The sequence below is a fragment of the Streptomyces sp. NPDC048424 genome (genome assembly GCF_040651555.1).
Taxonomy (GTDB): domain Bacteria; phylum Actinomycetota; class Actinomycetes; order Streptomycetales; family Streptomycetaceae; genus Streptomyces.
Window position 1 is genome coordinate 84,901 of the sequence record NZ_JBEZKE010000019.1, and the last position, 16,738, is coordinate 101,638.

Here is a 16,738-nt window from a genome sequence, read left to right on the forward strand (position 1 = left end):
GTGCTCAAGTCGCCTGGAGCGTAGGGCGGTCGGGTGGCCGACGGAAGGCCAAATGATGACGCGTACACGACAGTACGGTCGGCTGTGAGCACGACCACGTCCGGTTCGCGGAACCCGCGCCGTCATCCCCCCATCGAACGAGGAGTCGGACGTGTCAGCGGGGTGGGAGCAGCAGATGGCCAGCAGGGTTCACGGGCGCAAGCGGGGACGGGAACGGGGGCGGGAGCGGAGCACATGGGGCTCCGTGCTCCTCGGCCTGCTCTGCACCCTGGTCCTCGCGGGCCTCGGGTACGCCGCCTGGGAGCTGCGGGGCATCGCCGCCAACCGCGCAGACGGGGACCCCGCCCGGGGCACCTACCAGCAGGACCCCGAACGCGCCGACAAGACCGCGGGCGCCGTACTGGACGGGATCGTCCGGGAGGACCCGGAGGCGGCGACGGACGGCAAGGCCTTCGCCGGGGGCGACGCCCCGGCCAACTGGCGGACCACCGGCTGGCAGCCCTCCGATCCGCTGGCGGCCCGGCCCGCCCCCGCCGAGCCCGCGATCGGCGCGCTCTTCTCCCCCGGCTCCGACGGCGACCCCGACCACCACTGCTCGGCCGTCGTGGTCCACTCCCCCGGCGGCGACCTCATCGCCACCGCCGCCCACTGCGTGTACGGCGGCGGCTTCCGCACCAACCTCGCCTTCGCCCCCGGCTACCGCGACGGCGTGGCCCCGTACGGAGTCTGGGTGCCCACCCGGATCGACGTGGACCCGCGCTGGACCGAGGACCAGGACCCCGACCACGACATCGCCTTCCTCCGGCTGCGCCGGCCCGGCTACCCCGGCCAGCGGCTGGAGGACGTCACCGGGGCCGAGACCATCGCCTTCCGGCCCGAACTGCCGGCGCCCGCCCGCCTCGTGGGCTACCCCAACGACTCCGAGCAGCCGCTGGAGTGCCGCAACACCGCCCGCCCCGCCGGCCCGACGCAGCTGCGGCTGGACTGCGCGGACGTGCCCAACGGAACCAGCGGCGGCCCGGTGCTGACCGACGGCCGCACGCTCATCGGGGTGATCGGCGGCCGCGACGGGGGCGGCGACGACGAGACCTCGTACAGCATCCACTTCGGCGACGACACCCGGGCGCTGTACGAGCGCTCGACCAAGCCCTGACCCCTGCCGCCACGGGACATCACGAGAGATCACGAAGGATCTTTCTAGAAAGGTGTTCCAGTTCCGCGATCTTGCTACGCTCGGTGGCGCAGATTCCGGACAGCACCACGCACACCGACGGGACCGCAGCATGACTCCCAAGCAACAACGCGGCGAAGCCACCGTCGACCTGCTCCTGACCACCGCGCTGCGGGTGTTCGCCGAATCCGGTCAGCAGGGCTTCACGGTGAACGCGGTCGTCTCGGCCAGCGGGGTCAGCCTCGGCAGCCTCTACCACCACTTCGGCAGCTTCGACGGCCTCGCGGCCGCGCTCTACATCCGGTGCATGGACATGCTGTGCGACGACATGGTCGCCGCGCTCACCCGGTGCCGCACCGCCCGCACCGGGGTGCGTTCCTGGGTCGCGGCCTATCTGACCTTCACCCAGGAGCACCGGGACGTCGCGCTGTTCCTGCACGCCTCCGCCTACTCCGGCTACCTGGTGGCCCACGCCGAGGAGATCGGCGCGGCCAAGGCGGAGAAGTTCGCGGCCATCATGCAGTGGCTGGGGGTCCGCATGGAGCGCGGCGAGATCGCCCCGCTGCCGGCCCCCGTGATCGAGGTCCTGGTCATGGGCCCGCTCGCCGAGGCCGCCCGCCGCTGGCTGTCCAGCACCTACGAGATCGACCTCACCGAAGCCGCCCGCCACCTCCCGGAACACATCTGGCGCTCCCTGCGCCCCGAACCCGCCTGACCGTCCCGCCACGGTACGACCACGGTCACGGTCACGCGGCCGGACGTCTCCGCGAACACCGGCGCCGCGAGCAGGCCGACCACGCCCGCCCGAGGACCACCGCACGGTCGTGGGCTTCTGGGTGGTTGTCCGTATCGTCGTCGCTCATGCCGCCGAGTCTCCAGCGCGGGGCGCTCCCGGGTCAGGCACGGACCGGGGCGCCCGGAGGCGACCCGGGGGCGGACGGACTCATACCGGGGGCGCCCGCGCGGGGGGCGTGCCCGGGGAGACCCGTCAGGGGCGGAGAAGTGTCCGAGTGACCTGCGGGGGGGGCGGCAGGGCGGCACCGGCGGGATCAGCGCGGCAGGGACGCGTACGAGACTCCCGTGAGCTTCTCGGAGGCCGCCCAGAGCAGTTCGCCGGACCTGTCGTCGAGGGTCCACTTCGCCCGCCAGGACGGCGCCGGCGCTCCGCGCCAGCCGAACCGCGGGCCGATGAACGCGTCCTGGCGGACCCCGGGCGCGGTGGCCGCGTACAGGGTGGGCAGGGCGCCCGAGGAGGTGGGCTGGGCGACGACCGCGTTGCCGAAGGCCGCCACGCGCGAGTTGAGGGTCGGGCCCTCCACCTTCGAGGCTCCGGAGTGCAGATTGCTGGAGGCGTAGCCGGGGTGGGCCGCGGCGGCGGTGATCGCGGAGCCGGCGGCCGTGAAGCGGCGGGACAGCTCGTGGGTGAAGAGCAGGTTGGCGGTCTTGGAGCGGCCGTAGGCGACCCAGCGACGGTAGCCGCGCTCGTCGGAGAGCGCGTCCGGGCCGCCGCCCTCGACGTCGATCCTCCCCAGCGCGTGGAAGCCGCTGGAGACGTTGACGATCCTGGCCCCGGGGGCGGCCGCCCGGAGCCTGGGCAGCAGCAGCCCGGTGAGGGCGAAGTGCCCGAGGTGGTTGACCCCGAACTGGGTCTCGAACCCGTCGGCGGTGCGCCCGTACGGGAGCGCCATCACGCCGGCGTTGTTGACCAGCAGGTCCAGGGAGGCGTGCCGCTGCCCGTAGGCGGTGGCGAACTCCCTCACGGAGGCCAGGTCGGCGAGGTCCAGCGGCATGAACTCCGCCTCGGCACCCGGCACTTCCGCGCGCAGCCGGACCACCGCCGCCCGCCCGCGCGCCGCGCTGCGGCAGGCCAGTACGACCGAGGCGCCGCGCCGCGCGAGCTCGCGGGCGGTGACGTAGCCGATCCCGCTGTTGGCCCCGGTGACGACGGCCGCCCGGCCGCTCTGGTCGGGGATCTTGCTGGCGTTCCAGCCGGGCATGGCGGCTCCCTCGTGTCGCGGTGGGTTACCGAGGGTAGACCCTGGCCTCGCGGCGGTACCGCGGGGGCGTCGCGTGGGCATCGCACGGGCATCGCGAGGGTGGGCGCGGGCCCCGGATCCGCAGGCCAGTAGGCTGCGGGTCCGCCGTCTTTCCCCTTCCCGTCCCCGAGGTACCGCGCAGTGAGCTCCGCACCGCCCCCCAGAACCGTGACGGTCGTCGGCCTCGGCGCCGACGGCTGGGCCGGGCTCACCACCGCCGCGCGGTCCGCGCTGGCCTCGGCCCAGGTCCTGATCGGCGGGCCGCGCCAGCTGGACCTGCTGCCGGCCGCGGAGTGCGCCGGTGAGCGGGTGGCCTGGCCGAGCCCGCTGCGGCCGGCCGTGCCGAAGCTGATGGCCGAGCACGCGGGACGCCGGATCGCGGTGCTGGCCAGCGGCGATCCGATGTTCTACGGGATCGGCCGCGCCCTCGCCGAGGAGCTCGGCCCGCGGTCCCTGCGGGTCCACCCGCACCCGTCGTCCGTGTCGTACGCCTGCGCCCGCCTGGGCTGGCCGGTGGAGGACACCGAGGTGATCACGGTCGTCGGCCGCCCGGTGGCCCGGATCGCGGCCGCGCTCCACGACGGGCGCCGGGTGCTGGTGCTCAGCGCCGGAGCGGCGACCCCGAACGAGATCGCTGCTCTGCTTCGAGAGCGGGGCTTCGGCCCGAGCCGGATGCGGGTGCTGGAGCAGCTCGGGTCCGAGCGCGAGGACGCGTACGAGGGCAGCGCCGACAGCTGGGACCACGCGCCGGGCGACCCCCTGAACGTCGTGGCCCTCGACTGCCGCCGCGACCCGGCCCACGCCGCACCGCGCCTCGGCGCGACCCCCGGCCTGCCGGACGCCGCGTACGAACACGACGGCCAGCTCACCAAGCGCCACGTCCGGGCCGCGACCCTGTGCGCGCTGGCCCCGGCCCCCGGCGAGCTGCTGTGGGACATCGGCGGCGGCTCCGGCTCCATCGGCATCGAGTGGATGCGCACGCACCCCTCGTGCCGGGCGGTGGCGGTGGAGCGGGTACCGGAGCGGGCCGCGCGGATCAGCCGTAACGCGGCGGCGCTCGGCGTACCGGGCCTGCGCGTGATCGTCGGCGCCGCGCCGGCGGCCCTCGACGGACTCCCGGCCCCCGACGCGGTGTTCATCGGCGGCGGGCTCACCGCGCCGGGCCTGCTGGACGCGGCCTGGGCGGCGCTGGCCCCCGGCGGCCGCCTCGTCGTCAACACCGTCACCCTCGAATCGGAGGCGGTCCTGACCGACCGCTACCGCCGCCACGGCGGCGAACTGGTGAAGCTCGCGGTCGCGCACGCCGTGCCGGTCGGCGGATTCACGGGCTGGCGGCAGGCGATGCCGGTCACCCAGTGGTCGGTGACGAAGCCTGCCGAGCCGGCCACCGCATCCAAGGAGAAGGATCGAACATGACCGTGTACTTCATCGGTGCGGGCCCCGGCGCCGCCGACCTGATCACGGTGCGCGGTGCCCGGACCCTGGCCGCCGCCCCGGTCTGCCTGTACGCGGGCAGCCTCGTACCGCGCGAGCTGCTCGCCGAGTGCCCGGCGGACGCCCGCCTCGTCGACACCTCGCAGCTGAACCTCGACGAGATCATCGCCGAGTGCGTACGGGCCCACGCGGCGGGCCGGGACGTGGCGCGGCTGCACTCCGGCGACCCGTCCGTCTTCAGCGCCGTCGCGGAGCAGATGCGCCGGCTCGACGCGGCCGGCATCCCCTACGAGGTCGTGCCCGGCGTACCGGCCTTCGCCGCGGCCGCCGCCGCCCTCAAGCGGGAGCTGACGGTGCCCACCGTCGGCCAGACGGTGATCCTGACCCGCATCGCCCAGCAGGCCACCCCGATGCCGCCCGGCGAGGACCTGGCCACCCTGGGCCGCAGCGGCGCGCTGCTGGTCCTGCACCTGGCCACCCGCTACGTGGACCGGGTCGTCGACGAGCTGCTGCCGCACTACGGTGCCGAGTGCCCGGCGGCGGTCGTGGCGATGGCCAGCCGCCCCGACGAGCTGATCCTGCGCGGGACCCTGTCCGACATCGCCGCCCAGGTGAAGGAGGCGGGCCTGGTCCGCACCGCCGTCATCCTGGTGGGCCGCACCCTGGGGGCGGAGCAGTTCCGGGACAGTCACCTGTACTCCCCCGAGCGCGACCGCCATGTCTGCTGAACCGCCCTTCGTCCCGGCCCACCACGTACTGATCCTCGGCGGTACGACGGAGGCCAGGCAGCTCGCGGAGGCGCTGGCATCCGACCCCTCGGTCCATGTGACCACCTCGCTCGCGGGCCGGGTCGCCTCGCCGGCGCTCCCGCCCGGCGACACCCGGATCGGCGGCTTCGGCGGCATCGCGGGCCTCGCGGGCTGGATCATCGGCTTCGATGTCACGCACGTGGTCGACGCCACCCACCCGTTCGCGGAGCAGATGAGTTTCCACGCCTCCGAGGCGGAGGCGCTCACGGGCGTCCCGCTGCTGGCTCTGCGGCGCCCCGGCTGGACACCGCAGCCCGCCGACGACTGGACCTTCGTGGACTCGCTCGCCGACGCGGCCGCGCTGCTGCCCGGCTTCGGCACCCGCGCCTTCCTCACCACCGGCCGGATGGGCCTGCACGCGTTCGCGCACCTCACCGACACCTGGTTCCTGGTGCGTTCGGTGGACCCGCCGGACGGTCCCGTGCCGCCGCGCCTGGAAGTGCTGCTGGACCGGGGCCCGTTCACCCTGGAAGACGAGCGGGAACTGCTCGCCCGCCACCGGATCGACGTGCTCGTCACCAAGGACAGCGGCGGCTCGGCCACCGCACCCAAACTCACGGCCGCCCGCGAGGCCGGCATCCCGGTCCTGGTCGTACGCCGCCCCGCGGTGCCGCAGGGCGTGGCGGAGGCGGATTCGGTGGCCGCGGCCCTGCGGTGGCTCGGGTCGGTGGACTGAACCGGGCCGGGCCCGGAGGCGGTTCGCGCTCCGGGCCCGGTCAGAGGTACTCGGCCGCCGCCCTCACGGGTAGCGGCGCGGGGTCCACGTGATCCGCGACCCGTCGGGCCGCTCGGTGATCTGCGTCTGCGAGGAGCCGATCAGCAGGATCGTGCGCATGTCGACCTCGGACGGCTCCAGTTCGGCGAGCGTGACGATCCGCACCGACTGCTCCGGCCCGCCCACGTCGCGGGCGACGACCACCGGGGTCTCGGGTGCGCGCAGTTCCAGCAGCAGCTCGCGCGCCTGCGCCACCTGCCAGGTGCGGCTGCGCGAACCGGGGTTGTAGAGGGCGAGCACCAGGTCGGCCGCGGCGGCCGCGCGCAGCCGCTCCGCGATGACCTCCCACGGCTTGAGCCGGTCCGAGAGGGAGACGGTGGCGTAGTCGTGGCCGAGCGGGGCGCCGGCCGCGGCGGCCGCCGCGTTGGCCGCGGTCACGCCCGGCAGGACCCGTACGGGCACGTCCTCGTACTCCGCCTGCCCGGCCACCTCCAGGACCGCCGTGGCCATGGCGAAGACACCGGGGTCGCCGCCGGAGACCACGGCCACCCGCTGCCCGCGCCGGGCCAGGTCGAGGGCGAACTCGGCGCGCTCCGACTCCACCTTGTTGTCGGAGCCGTGCCGGATCTGGCCCGGCTTCACGGGCACCCGGTCCAGGTACGTCGTGTATCCGACCAGCACCTCGGCGTCGGCCAGCGCGCGCCGGGTCTGCGGGGTGAGCCACAGCGGGCCCGCCGGGCCGGTGCCGACGACCACGACCTCGCCGGGGCCGGACGGCACGCTGCCCGGGTTGCCGATGCGGCTGGGCACCACGGCGACGGCGAAGTACGGCACGCTCGCCGGATCGGTGTCGGCGAGCCGGCCGGTCCGCTCCCCCTCCATGGTGGCGCGCTCGACGTAACGGGCCTCGGCGAGACGGCCGCTGTTCTCCATCGCGCCCCGCACGGCGGGGAAGGTGCGGCCGAGCTTCATCACGACCGCCGAGTCGGTGGCGGCGAGACGGGCGGTGAGCTCCTCCTCGGGCAGGGTGCCGGGGAGGATGGTCAGGACCTCCTCGCCCTCCACGAGCGGGGTGCCGAGCCGGGCGGCGGCGGCGCTCACCGAGGTGACACCGGGGATGACCTCGGTCTCGTACCGGTCCGCGAGCCGCTTGTGCATGTGCATGTACGAGCTGTAGAAGAGCGGGTCGCCCTCCGCGAGCACGGCGACGGTCCGGCCGGCGTCCAGGTGCGCGGCCAGCCGGGCGGCGGCGGCCTCGTAGAACTCGTCCATCGCGCCCTGGTAGCCGCCGGGGTGGTCGGTGGTCTCGGTGGTGACCGGGTAGACCAGCGGCTCCTCGATGTGCGTCTCGCGCAGGTGCGCCGCGGCGATCGAGCGGGCGATGGAGCGCCCGTGCCGGGCGCTGTGATAGGCGACGACATCGGCCTCGCCGATCACCTGGACGGCCCGCAGCGTCATCAGGTTCGGATCGCCGGGCCCGAGCCCGACCCCGTACAGGCGCCCCCGCAGGGCCTGGTCGGCGCTCATTCGGCCACGCTCGCGATGGCGTTGACGGCGGCCGCTGCGATGGCGCTGCCACCCCGCCGACCGCGCACGATCAGGTGGTCGAGCCCCGAGGGGTGGGCGGCGAGGGCGTCCTTGGACTCGGCGGCGCCGATGAAGCCGACGGGTACGCCGATGACGGCGGCCGGGCGCGGAGCGCCCTCCTCGATCATCTCCAGCAGCCGGAACAGCGCGGTCGGGGCGTTGCCGACGGCGATCACCGAGCCCTCCAACAGGCCGCGGTCGCGCCAGACTTCGAGGGCGGCGGCGCTGCGCGTGGTGCCCATCTTCGCGGCGAGGTCCGGTACCGCCGGGTCGGAGAGGGTGCAGATCACGTCGTTGTCAGCGGGCAGCCGCTTGCGGGTGACCCCGCTGGCGACCATCTGGACGTCGCACAGGATCGGCGCGCCGGCCTCCAGCGCGGCGCGGGCGCGCAGCACCACCTCGGGGGTGTACCCGAGGTCCTGCGGGAGGTCGGTCATTCCGCAGGCGTGAATCATGCGCACCGCGACCTGGGCGACCGAGGCGGGCAGGCCGGAGAGGTCCGCCTCGGCGCGGATCGTGGCAAAGGACTGGCGGTAGATCGCGGCGCCGTCCTTCTCGTACTCGAACACGGTGTACTCGCTCATTTCTGCACTGAGTCGGGGAGGTTGTCACGTACGTGATCTGCGTGGCGGGCGTCCGCGAGGACGGGGGCGAGCTCGCGCTCCGGTACGCCGCGTCGCGGTGCGCGGCCTTCGAGGTGGAGGTCGTATCCGGCGGGGGTGGCGACCAGGTCCACCCAGGCGGCGCCGCGCGGATGCCCGCACCGGCGCTCGCAGCCGGACCAGTGCACGGGCAGCGGCCCCCGGGCATGTTCCATGACGGCCCGCGCGTCGGCGCGCACGTCGGCCAGGGACTTGGCGCAACCGGGCCTGCCCGTACAGGCGGTGACGGATCGCCAGGGGCTGTCGGGAGCGGTGACCAGCCCCGCGTCGGCGAGGCCGGCGAGCGCGGCGGCGGCCGCCGGGCCGGGTGGACCCGGGAGCCTCGGAACCACCACTCCCCGCCAGGGAGTCAGCCGGAGCCGGTCCGTGAGGTCGGCGAGCCGGCGCCACTGCGCGGTGCTGAGCCGTCCGAGGGGCGCGAGGACGGAGAGCGAGGCCGTGCCGTCGGGGCCGGGCACGACGCCGGGCTCGGGCGGGCGGCCGGACGGGGCGGACCTGGCGGACGGGGCGGACCGGTCCGGCGTCGCCACGACGGCGTCGCCGACGCCGGCATCGGCCAGCCGCTCCACCAACCGGGCACCGGACAAGGCGTGTTCGGGAGCCAGCTCGGCCACCCGCCAGACCCGGGTACCGGCCTCGCGCACGGCGTCGAGGAAGTACTCGGCGGCCGCCAGCGCGGCCCGCGGCGCGTCCTGCGCGGAGACGAGCACGGCTTCGCGCGGGTCCCCCGCCCATAGCAGGGCCCTCCCGCCACCGCACGGGACGAGGTTCACGTCCGCGTCGAGCGAGGTCACATCACCCCGGCCGTCGTCGAGGGCGAAGAGGAACCGCCCGGACAGCCCGGCCGCCGCTTCGCTCGCGCAGAGCAGCGCGTCCAGCTCCGCCACCCAGGGGGACACGTCGGGCAGGCCCAGCCGGTCGAGGCCGGTGAGCGGCGAGCAGACGATGTTGCGTACCCGCTCGTGCGTGGGCGCGGGCAACAGCCCGGCGGCGGCCAGCAGCTCGGCCAGTTCCCCGCCGCAGCTCTCGCCGAGGCCGCGCAGCTGTACGTTGCCGCGCGAGGTGAGGTCGACGTGCCCGTCGCCGAGCCGGTCGGCGGCATCGGCCAGCAGCCGCGCCGCGGCGCCGCCGAGCAACCCGCCGGGAATCCGCACCCGCGCCAGGAACCCGTCGTCCGCCGCGTGCAGCCGCAGCGCACCGGGGCAGGCGTCACCACGATCCCGTATGACGGGTTCGTCCCGCGATGCGGCGGAAGGTGGCTGGGGCATGGCGGCGAGCATACCCACGATTCCCCTCCCCCGACCTGTGTCCATCACCACCCCCACCAGCCCCGACACCCCTCCAGCCCGGCCCGGCCCGGCCCGGCCAATCCAGCCCCGCCGGCGTTTGAGGCGCGGGGGCCCGGGGGCAGAGCCCCCGCAACGGCGCCGCACCGACCCACCTACCCGCACGAGCCAGCGCGGCCACCCGCCCGAGCCAGCGCAGCGCCCCGGCAGAGCCCCCGCAACCGCGCCGCGCCGACCCACCCCAGCGCACCCACCCGCTCACCCCTAAGATGACCTTCCGGCGGACCACACGGCCCGCCGTCGCCGAGGACGGCGACATGGGAGGAAGCCCGGTGCGATTCCGGCGCGGTCCCGCCACTGTGAACCCGGCAGAGCCACACCGCCGGGCAAGTCAGGAACTCCCGCTGTCCTCACTGCCCGGGGCGCGGAAACCCCGAGGAAGGCCTGCCGCCGCATGATCCTGCTGCTGTCGACGTCCGACACCGATCTGCTCAGCGCCCGCGCGGCGAACACGGCGGACGGCCTCGTCCCGTACCGGTTCGCGAACCCCTCCCGCCTTCCCCTCGACGATCTCCCCGGGCTCCTCGACGGCGTCGACCTGGTCGTCGTACGCCTCCTCGGCGGCCTCCGCGCCTGGCAGGACGGCCTCGACCTGCTCCTCGCCCCCGGCCAGACCCGCCCGGTCGTGGTCCTGACCGGCGAACAGGCCCCGGACGCCCAGCTGATGGAGGCCTCCACGGTCCCGATCGGCATCGCGGCCGAGGCCCACGGCTACCTCGCGCACGGCGGCCCCGCCAACCTCGACCAGCTGGCCCGGTTCCTCTCCGACACGGTCCTGCTCACCGGCCACGGCTTCGAGCCGCCCGCCGCCGCCCCCACCTGGGGCCCCCTGGAACGCGACGCGCAGCAGACCGCAGAGGCGGCCCCCGAGACGGGGGCCGAGGCGGCCCCCAAGGTCGCCGTGCTCTACTACCGCGCCCACCAGATGAGCGGCAACACCGCCTTCGTCCACACCCTCTGCGAGGCCATCGAGGCGAAGGGCGCCCAGCCCCTCCCCCTCTTCGTCTCCTCCCTGCGCACGCCCGAGCCGGAGCTCCTGCAGGCCCTGGAGTCCGTGGACGCGATCGTCACCACCGTCCTCGCCGCCGGCGGCACCCGCCCCGCCACCGCCTCCGCCGGCGGTGACGACGAGTCCTGGGACGCCGGCGCCCTCGCCGCGCTCGGCGTGCCGATCCTCCAGGCCCTGTGCCTGACCGGTTCGCGTTCCGCCTGGGAGGAGAACGACGAGGGCCTGTCCCCCCTCGACGCCGCCACCCAGGTCGCCGTGCCGGAGTTCGACGGCCGTCTGATCACCGTCCCGTTCTCCTTCAAGGAGCTCGACGAGGACGGCCTGCCCGCCTACGTGGCCGACCCCGAGCGGGCCGCCCGGGTCGCGGGGATCGCCGTACGCCACGCCCGTCTGCGCCACATCGACCGTCGCGACAAGAAGGTCGCGCTGGTCCTGTCCGCGTACCCCACCAAGCACTCCCGGATCGGCAACGCGGTCGGTCTCGACACCCCGGCCAGCGCCGTCGAGCTGCTGCGCACGCTGATCGCCGGCGGCTACGACTTCGGCCCCACCCAGGACATCCCGGGTCTGGTGTCCGGTGACGGCGACGAGCTGATCCGCGCCCTGATCGAGGCCGGCGGCCACGACCAGGACTGGCTGACCGAGGAGCAGCTGGCCCGCAACCCGGTCCGCATCCCGGCCGCCGACTACAAGCGCTGGTTCGCCGAGCTTCCGGCCGAGCTCCGCGAGAGCGTCGAGCAGCACTGGGGCGAGGCCCCGGGCAACATGTTCGTGGACCGCTCGGCGAACCCCGAGGGCGACATCGTCCTGGCGGCCCTGCGCCGCGGGAACCTCCTCATCCTCATCCAGCCGCCGCGCGGCTTCGGCGAGAACCCGATCGCGATCTACCACGACCCGGACCTGCCGCCCTCGCACCACTACCTGGCCGCGTACCGCTGGATCCAGGCGCGCGCGGAGGACGGCGGCTTCGGCGCCGACGCGATGATCCACCTGGGCAAGCACGGCAACCTGGAGTGGCTGCCGGGCAAGAACGCCGGCCTGTCCGCGGCCTGCGCGCCGGACGCCGCGCTCGGCGACCTCCCGCTCATCTACCCGTTCCTGGTCAACGACCCGGGCGAGGGCACCCAGGCCAAGCGGCGCGTGCACGCGACCCTGGTCGACCACCTCGTCCCGCCGATGGCCCGGGCCGAGTCCTACGGCGACATCGCCCGCCTCGAACAGCACCTGGACGAGTACGCCCAGATCTCCGCGATGGACCCGGCGAAGCTGCCGGCGATCCGCGCCCAGATCTGGACCCTGATCCAGGCCGCGAAGCTCCACCACGACCTGGGCCTCGAAGAGCGCCCGGACGACGAGGGCTTCGACGACTTCCTGCTGCACGTCGACGGCTGGCTGTGCGAGGTCAAGGACGCCCAGATCCGCGACGGCCTGCACGTGCTCGGCGGCGCCCCGACCGGTGGGGCCCGGGTCAACCTGGTCCTCGCCATCCTGCGCGCCCGGCAGATCTGGGGCGGTACGACGGCCCTCCCGGGCCTGCGCGAGGCGCTCGGCCTCGACGAGTCCAAGGCCACCCGTACCTCGGCGGACGCCGTCGAGGCGCAGGCGCGCGCCCTGGTCCAGGCGATGGAGGACGCGGACTGGGCCCTCGACGCCGTGTCCTCGGTCGCCGCGGACCAGGCTCCGGAGGTCGCGGCGGTCCTGTCCTTCGCCGCCCGCGAGGTGGTCCCCCGCCTGGCCGGCACCACGGACGAGATCGCGCACGTCGTCGCGGCCCTCGACGGCCGCTTCATCCCGGCGGGCCCCTCGGGTTCCCCGCTGCGCGGTCTGGTCAACGTCCTGCCGACGGGCCGCAACTTCTACTCGGTCGACCCGAAGGCCGTGCCCTCCCGCCTCGCGTGGGAGACGGGTCAGGCCCTGGCCGAGTCCCTCCTGACCCGCTACCGCACGGACAACGGCGAGTGGCCCGCCTCCGTGGGCCTGTCCCTCTGGGGCACGAGCGCGATGCGCACCTCGGGTGACGACGTGGCGGAGGCCCTGTCCCTCCTCGGCGTCCGCCCGGTCTGGGACGAGGCCTCGCGCCGCGTCACGGGCCTGGAGCCGATCCCGCTCGACGAGCTCGGCCGGCCCCGCATCGACGTGACCCTGCGCATCTCGGGCTTCTTCCGCGACGCGTTCCCGCACGTCATCGGCCTGCTGGACGACGCTGTCCGGCTGGCGGCCTCCCTGGAGGAGCCGGCGGAGTCGAACTTCATCCGCGCCCACGCCCAGGCGGACCTCGCCCTCCACGGCGACGAGCGCAAGGCGACGACCCGTATCTTCGGCTCGCGCCCGGGCACGTACGGAGCCGGCATCCTCCAGCTGATCGACTCCCGCGACTGGCGTACGGACGCCGACCTCGCGGAGGTCTACACGGTGTGGGGCGGCTACGCGTACGGCCGCGGCCTGGAGGGCCGTCCGGCGCGCGACGAGATGGAGACGGCCTACAAGCGCATCACGGTCGCCGCCAAGAACACGGACACGCGCGAGCACGACATCGCGGACTCGGACGACTACTTCCAGTACCACGGCGGCATGGTGGCCACCGTCCGCGCCCTGCGCGGCACGGCCCCGGAGGCGTACATCGGCGACTCCACGCGTCCGGAGACCGTGAAGACCCGCACCCTGGTCGAGGAGACCAGCCGGGTCTTCCGCGCCCGCGTGGTCAACCCCAAGTGGATCGAGGCGATGCGCCGCCACGGCTACAAGGGCGCCTTCGAACTCGCCGCGACGGTCGACTACCTGTTCGGCTACGACGCCACGACGGGCGTGGTGGCGGACTGGATGTACGACAAGCTCACCGAGACGTACGTCCTGGACCCGACCAACCGGGCCTTCCTGGAGGAGGCCAACCCCTGGGCCCTGCACGGCATCGCGGAGCGCCTCCTCGAAGCCGAGTCCCGCGGCATGTGGGAGAAGCCGGACGCCCGGATCCTCGAAGCCCTGCGCCAGGTCTACCTGGACACCGAGGGCAACCTCGAGGGCGAAGGCGAGTAGAACCGCCAAAAGAGGCCGCCTCCCCACCCTCGAAGGGTGGGAGGCGGCCTCTCGCGTTGCCCGGCTACCCGACTACCCGGCTACCCGGCTACGCCTTGACGGTCTGGTTCAGCGCGACGAGCGCCTGCGCCCACCGCACGTACTTCAGCTGCCCGAAGTCGGCGACGGTCTTGACCCCGAACGCCTCGTGCAGCAGCTCGCCGTCCTTGTCGCTGACGCCCTTGAGCGCGGCCACGGGAGCCGCGAGCACCTCGGCGAGCGGCTTGTCGGCCCACGCCTTGTCGAGCACCTTGTCCAGATCAATAGCCACGAGTGTCCCTCCCGGAACGCCGAAACCAAATACCGTGGCAAACCTAACCGAATCAGACATTCCCCCCAAGCTCCGACACCGCCGACATTCACTCAGACGTTCGCAACCGCATCACCCGCCCCCACCCGAACGAGCCGGACACGGCTGCGGGAACCACCACGATCCGCTCAAAGCCGGAGTACGCCGAGTCGCCCCGGCTCCAGGGGACCCCCCCTGTAGCCCCCGGCGGGTGCGCGCGGCGGGGAACCTTGGGGGTGTCACCTGAAGCGGTGAAAAGTCCCTTATCCCAGGGGCACCACGGGTAGGGCACTGCTGATCTCGTGCAGGGGCCCGGGACGACCGGCCCCCGCACCCCTGGACGAAAGGCCCACCCCGTCGTGACGCAGCCGTTTCAACTGCCGGATTTCTATGTGCCTTATCCGGCGCGACTGAACCCCCACCTGGAGGACGCGCGGGTCCACACCAAGCGGTGGGCGCGCGACTTCGGGATGCTGGAGGGTTCCGGCGTCTGGGAGGAGAGCGATCTCGACTCGCACGACTACGCGCTGCTCTGCTCGTACACCCACCCCGACTGCGACGCCGAGGCGCTGTCCCTGGTCACCGACTGGTACGTGTGGGTGTTCTTCTTCGACGACCACTTCCTGGAGACGTTCAAGCGCTCGCAGGACCGGGCCGGCGCCAAGGAGTACCTCGACAGGCTGGCCGCCTTCATGCCGATGGACCTGGCCGCCGGCTTCCCCGAGCCGACCAACCCGGTCGAGGCGGGCCTCGCGGACCTCTGGGCGCGCACCGTCCCCGCGATGTCCGAGGACTGGCGGGAACGGTTCTCCTTGTCCACGAAGAACCTCCTCGACGAGTCGATGTGGGAACTCGCCAACATCGACATCGGGCGGGTGGCGAACCCCCTCGAGTACATCGAGATGCGCCGCAAGGTGGGCGGCGCCCCCTGGTCGGCCGGCCTGGTCGAATACGTCGCCGCCGAAGTCCCGGCGCGCGTCGCGCACTCGCGCGCGCTCGGCGTGCTGCGCGACGCCTTCTCCGACGCCGTGCACATCCGCAACGACCTCTTCTCCTACCAGCGCGAGGTCGCCGACGAGGGCGAACTCTCCAACGCCGTGCTGGTGTTGGAGACCTTCCTCGGCTGCAGCACCCAGGAGGCCGCCGAGGTCTCCAACGACCTCCTCACCTCCCGCCTGCACCAGTTCGAGCAGACCGCGCTCGCCGAACTGCCCCAGCTCTTCACCGACCACGCGATGAACCCGGCGGAGATCGCGGCGGTCCTCGCCTACGCCAAGGGCCTGCAGGACTGGCAGTCCGGCGGCCACGAGTGGCACATGGTCTCCAGCCGCTACATGAACAAGGAGGCCAGGGCCTCCGCCCCGCTCACCCTGCCGTTCCTGCCGTCCGGGCTCGGCACCACCGCGCTCGACCTGAAGTCCGTCTTCACGCAGCGCTCGGCGGACCTGCGCCGCCGTTCCTTCACCCACGTCCCGTTCGAGCGCACCGGGCCGTCCGTGATCCCGGACATCCACCTGCCGTTCACGCTCACCCTCAGCCCGCACCTGGACCACGCGCGCGAGGGATCGGTCGACTGGGCCCGGCGCATGGGCCTGCTCCAAGCCCACCCCGGCGATCCCGGCTCCGCCATCTGGACCGAACAGAAGCTGCGGGGCTACGACTTCGCGCTCTGCTCGGCCGGCATCGACCCGGACGCCACGCCCGACGCGCTGCTCCTCAACGCCTGCTGGCTGACCTGGGGGACGTACGGCGACGACTACTACCCGGTGGCCTTCGGCCAGGCCAAGAACCTCCCGGCCGCCAAGGCGACGACCGCGCGGCTGATCGCGATGATCCCGGTCGACCACGCCGAACAGCCGCCGCCGCTCACGGCGATGGAGCGCGCGCTCGCCGACCTGTGGGTCCGTACGAGCCGGGACATGACCCGGGGCGTCCGCGCCGAGTTCCGGGCGACCCTCGTCAGCATGCTGGAGAGCTGGGTGTGGGAGATGGACAACCAGGTCCAGAACCGCATCCCGGACCCGGTGGACTACGCCGAGATGCGCCGGCACACCTTCGGCTCGCACCTCACCATGTACCTGTGCCGGCTCGGCCAGGCGGGCCGCGGCATCCCCGAGGAGATCTACGCCTCCGGGACCATCCGGTCCCTGGAGAACGCGGCGGCCGACACCGCGTGCCTGATGAACGACATCTTCTCCTACCAGAAGGAGGTGGAGTTCGAGGGCGAGGTCCACAACCACGTCCTGGTCACCCGGAACTTCTTCGACATCGGCTACCCGGAGGCCCTGCACATCTGCCACTCGCTGATGACCCAGCGCACGGAGGAGTTCGAGCACATCGTCGCGAACCAGCTGCCGCTCCTCTACGACGACTGGAAGCTGAGCGCCGAAGCCCGCGCCGGGCTCGACGCGTACGTCGGCGAGCTGAAGGACTGGCTCTCCGGGATCCTCAACTGGCACCGGAAGTGCCGCCGTTACCGCGAGGAGGATCTGCACCGGCTGGGCTCGGGCCTGACCACCGGCGTCTGGAGCTCCGGCTTCGGCATGTCGGCGGCCCGGATCTCCCTGCCGGCCTGACCGGCCGGATGCGGGGCGGGGGCGGTCCGCTC

Annotated in this window: 12 protein-coding genes and 1 riboswitch; of the genes, 7 read left to right on the top strand and 5 right to left on the bottom strand. The window is 73.6% G+C overall.

Annotated features, from left to right (window positions below; translation table 11 throughout):
- The first annotated feature begins 175 nt into the window (after positions 1 to 175).
- Together AB0D29_RS25510 and AB0D29_RS25515 are read left to right on the top strand one after the other, a co-directional pair.
- The gene (locus AB0D29_RS25510) at positions 176 to 1,153 is read left to right on the top strand and encodes a serine protease (protein ID WP_362857355.1); all 978 of its coding nucleotides are present in this window, start codon (positions 176 to 178) and stop codon (positions 1,151 to 1,153) included.
- 130 nt (positions 1,154 to 1,283) lie between these two features.
- The gene (locus AB0D29_RS25515) at positions 1,284 to 1,886 is read left to right on the top strand and encodes a TetR/AcrR family transcriptional regulator (RefSeq protein ID WP_362857357.1); all 603 of its coding nucleotides are present in this window, start codon (positions 1,284 to 1,286) and stop codon (positions 1,884 to 1,886) included.
- Positions 1,887 to 2,220: 334 nt separating this feature from the next.
- Here AB0D29_RS25515 and AB0D29_RS25520 read toward each other — a convergent pair whose 3' ends face one another.
- Positions 2,221 to 3,168: an oxidoreductase gene (locus AB0D29_RS25520; RefSeq protein WP_362857359.1), complete on the bottom strand. Its 948-nt coding sequence runs from the start codon at positions 3,166 to 3,168 to the stop codon at positions 2,221 to 2,223.
- Positions 3,169 to 3,348: 180 nt separating this feature from the next.
- Here AB0D29_RS25520 and cbiE point away from each other — a divergent pair, with 180 nt between their 5' ends.
- Genes cbiE through AB0D29_RS25535 form a run of 3 tightly spaced genes read left to right on the top strand, consistent with a single transcriptional unit; the run spans position 3,349 to position 6,126 of the window.
- Complete coding sequence (cbiE, locus tag AB0D29_RS25525; protein ID WP_362857361.1) at positions 3,349 to 4,623, top strand: precorrin-6y C5,15-methyltransferase (decarboxylating) subunit CbiE; 1,275 nt, start codon at positions 3,349 to 3,351, stop codon at positions 4,621 to 4,623.
- Positions 4,620 to 5,369 (top strand): precorrin-4 C(11)-methyltransferase, encoded by a 750-nt coding sequence (gene cobM, locus AB0D29_RS25530; RefSeq protein WP_362857362.1) that lies wholly within the window; start codon positions 4,620 to 4,622, stop codon positions 5,367 to 5,369. Before cbiE ends, cobM begins: the two co-directional genes overlap by 4 nt.
- Entirely contained in the window at positions 5,359 to 6,126 is a 768-nt protein-coding gene (locus tag AB0D29_RS25535) for a cobalt-precorrin-6A reductase (RefSeq protein ID WP_362857363.1), read from the top strand. The genes cobM and AB0D29_RS25535 overlap by 11 nt, the downstream gene beginning before the upstream one ends.
- A 63-nt stretch (positions 6,127 to 6,189) precedes the next feature.
- Here the strand turns inward: AB0D29_RS25535 and AB0D29_RS25540 are convergent, their stop codons facing one another.
- From AB0D29_RS25540 to cobG, 3 genes are read right to left on the bottom strand one after another with little or no spacing between them, the layout of a single operon-like run.
- The gene (locus AB0D29_RS25540) at positions 6,190 to 7,692 is read right to left on the bottom strand and encodes a precorrin-2 C(20)-methyltransferase (RefSeq protein ID WP_362857365.1); all 1,503 of its coding nucleotides are present in this window, start codon (positions 7,690 to 7,692) and stop codon (positions 6,190 to 6,192) included.
- A complete protein-coding gene (locus AB0D29_RS25545; RefSeq protein ID WP_362807581.1) occupies positions 7,689 to 8,336 on the bottom strand; it encodes a precorrin-8X methylmutase in 648 nt (215 codons plus the stop codon). Before AB0D29_RS25545 ends, AB0D29_RS25540 begins: the two co-directional genes overlap by 4 nt.
- Entirely contained in the window at positions 8,333 to 9,682 is a 1,350-nt protein-coding gene (gene cobG, locus AB0D29_RS25550) for a precorrin-3B synthase (protein ID WP_362857366.1), read from the bottom strand. The genes AB0D29_RS25545 and cobG overlap by 4 nt, the downstream gene beginning before the upstream one ends.
- 339 nt (positions 9,683 to 10,021) lie before the next feature.
- A riboswitch (cobalamin riboswitch) is annotated at positions 10,022 to 10,101 on the top strand.
- 53 nt (positions 10,102 to 10,154) lie between these two features.
- Here cobG and cobN point away from each other — a divergent pair.
- Positions 10,155 to 13,802 (top strand): cobaltochelatase subunit CobN, encoded by a 3,648-nt coding sequence (gene cobN / locus AB0D29_RS25555; RefSeq protein WP_362857367.1) that lies wholly within the window; start codon positions 10,155 to 10,157, stop codon positions 13,800 to 13,802.
- 88 nt (positions 13,803 to 13,890) lie between these two features.
- Here cobN and AB0D29_RS25560 read toward each other — a convergent pair whose 3' ends face one another.
- Positions 13,891 to 14,172 (bottom strand): hypothetical protein, encoded by a 282-nt coding sequence (locus AB0D29_RS25560; protein ID WP_362857369.1) that lies wholly within the window; start codon positions 14,170 to 14,172, stop codon positions 13,891 to 13,893.
- A 317-nt stretch (positions 14,173 to 14,489) separates the two neighbouring features.
- Between AB0D29_RS25560 and AB0D29_RS25565 the strand changes: the two genes are divergently transcribed.
- Entirely contained in the window at positions 14,490 to 16,706 is a 2,217-nt protein-coding gene (locus AB0D29_RS25565; RefSeq protein WP_362857371.1) for a germacradienol/geosmin synthase, read from the top strand.
- Positions 16,707 to 16,738: the final 32 nt, after the last annotated feature.

Excerpts from the sequence above, each read along its gene's own strand:
- AB0D29_RS25510 (WP_362857355.1), top strand. The coding sequence starts at position 176 with ATGGCCAGCAGGGTTCACGGGCGCAAGCGGGGACGGGAACGGGGGCGG.
- AB0D29_RS25515 (WP_362857357.1), top strand. The coding sequence starts at position 1,284 with ATGACTCCCAAGCAACAACGCGGCGAAGCCACCGTCGACCTGCTCCTG.
- AB0D29_RS25520 (WP_362857359.1), bottom strand. The coding sequence starts at position 3,168 with ATGCCCGGCTGGAACGCCAGCAAGATCCCCGACCAGAGCGGCCGGGCG.
- cobM (WP_362857362.1), top strand. The coding sequence starts at position 4,620 with ATGACCGTGTACTTCATCGGTGCGGGCCCCGGCGCCGCCGACCTGATC.
- AB0D29_RS25535 (WP_362857363.1), top strand. The coding sequence starts at position 5,359 with ATGTCTGCTGAACCGCCCTTCGTCCCGGCCCACCACGTACTGATCCTC.
- AB0D29_RS25540 (WP_362857365.1), bottom strand. The coding sequence starts at position 7,692 with ATGAGCGCCGACCAGGCCCTGCGGGGGCGCCTGTACGGGGTCGGGCTC.
- AB0D29_RS25545 (WP_362807581.1), bottom strand. The coding sequence starts at position 8,336 with ATGAGCGAGTACACCGTGTTCGAGTACGAGAAGGACGGCGCCGCGATC.
- cobG (WP_362857366.1), bottom strand. The coding sequence starts at position 9,682 with ATGCCCCAGCCACCTTCCGCCGCATCGCGGGACGAACCCGTCATACGG.
- cobN (WP_362857367.1), top strand. The coding sequence starts at position 10,155 with ATGATCCTGCTGCTGTCGACGTCCGACACCGATCTGCTCAGCGCCCGC.
- AB0D29_RS25560 (WP_362857369.1), bottom strand. The coding sequence starts at position 14,172 with ATGTCTGATTCGGTTAGGTTTGCCACGGTATTTGGTTTCGGCGTTCCG.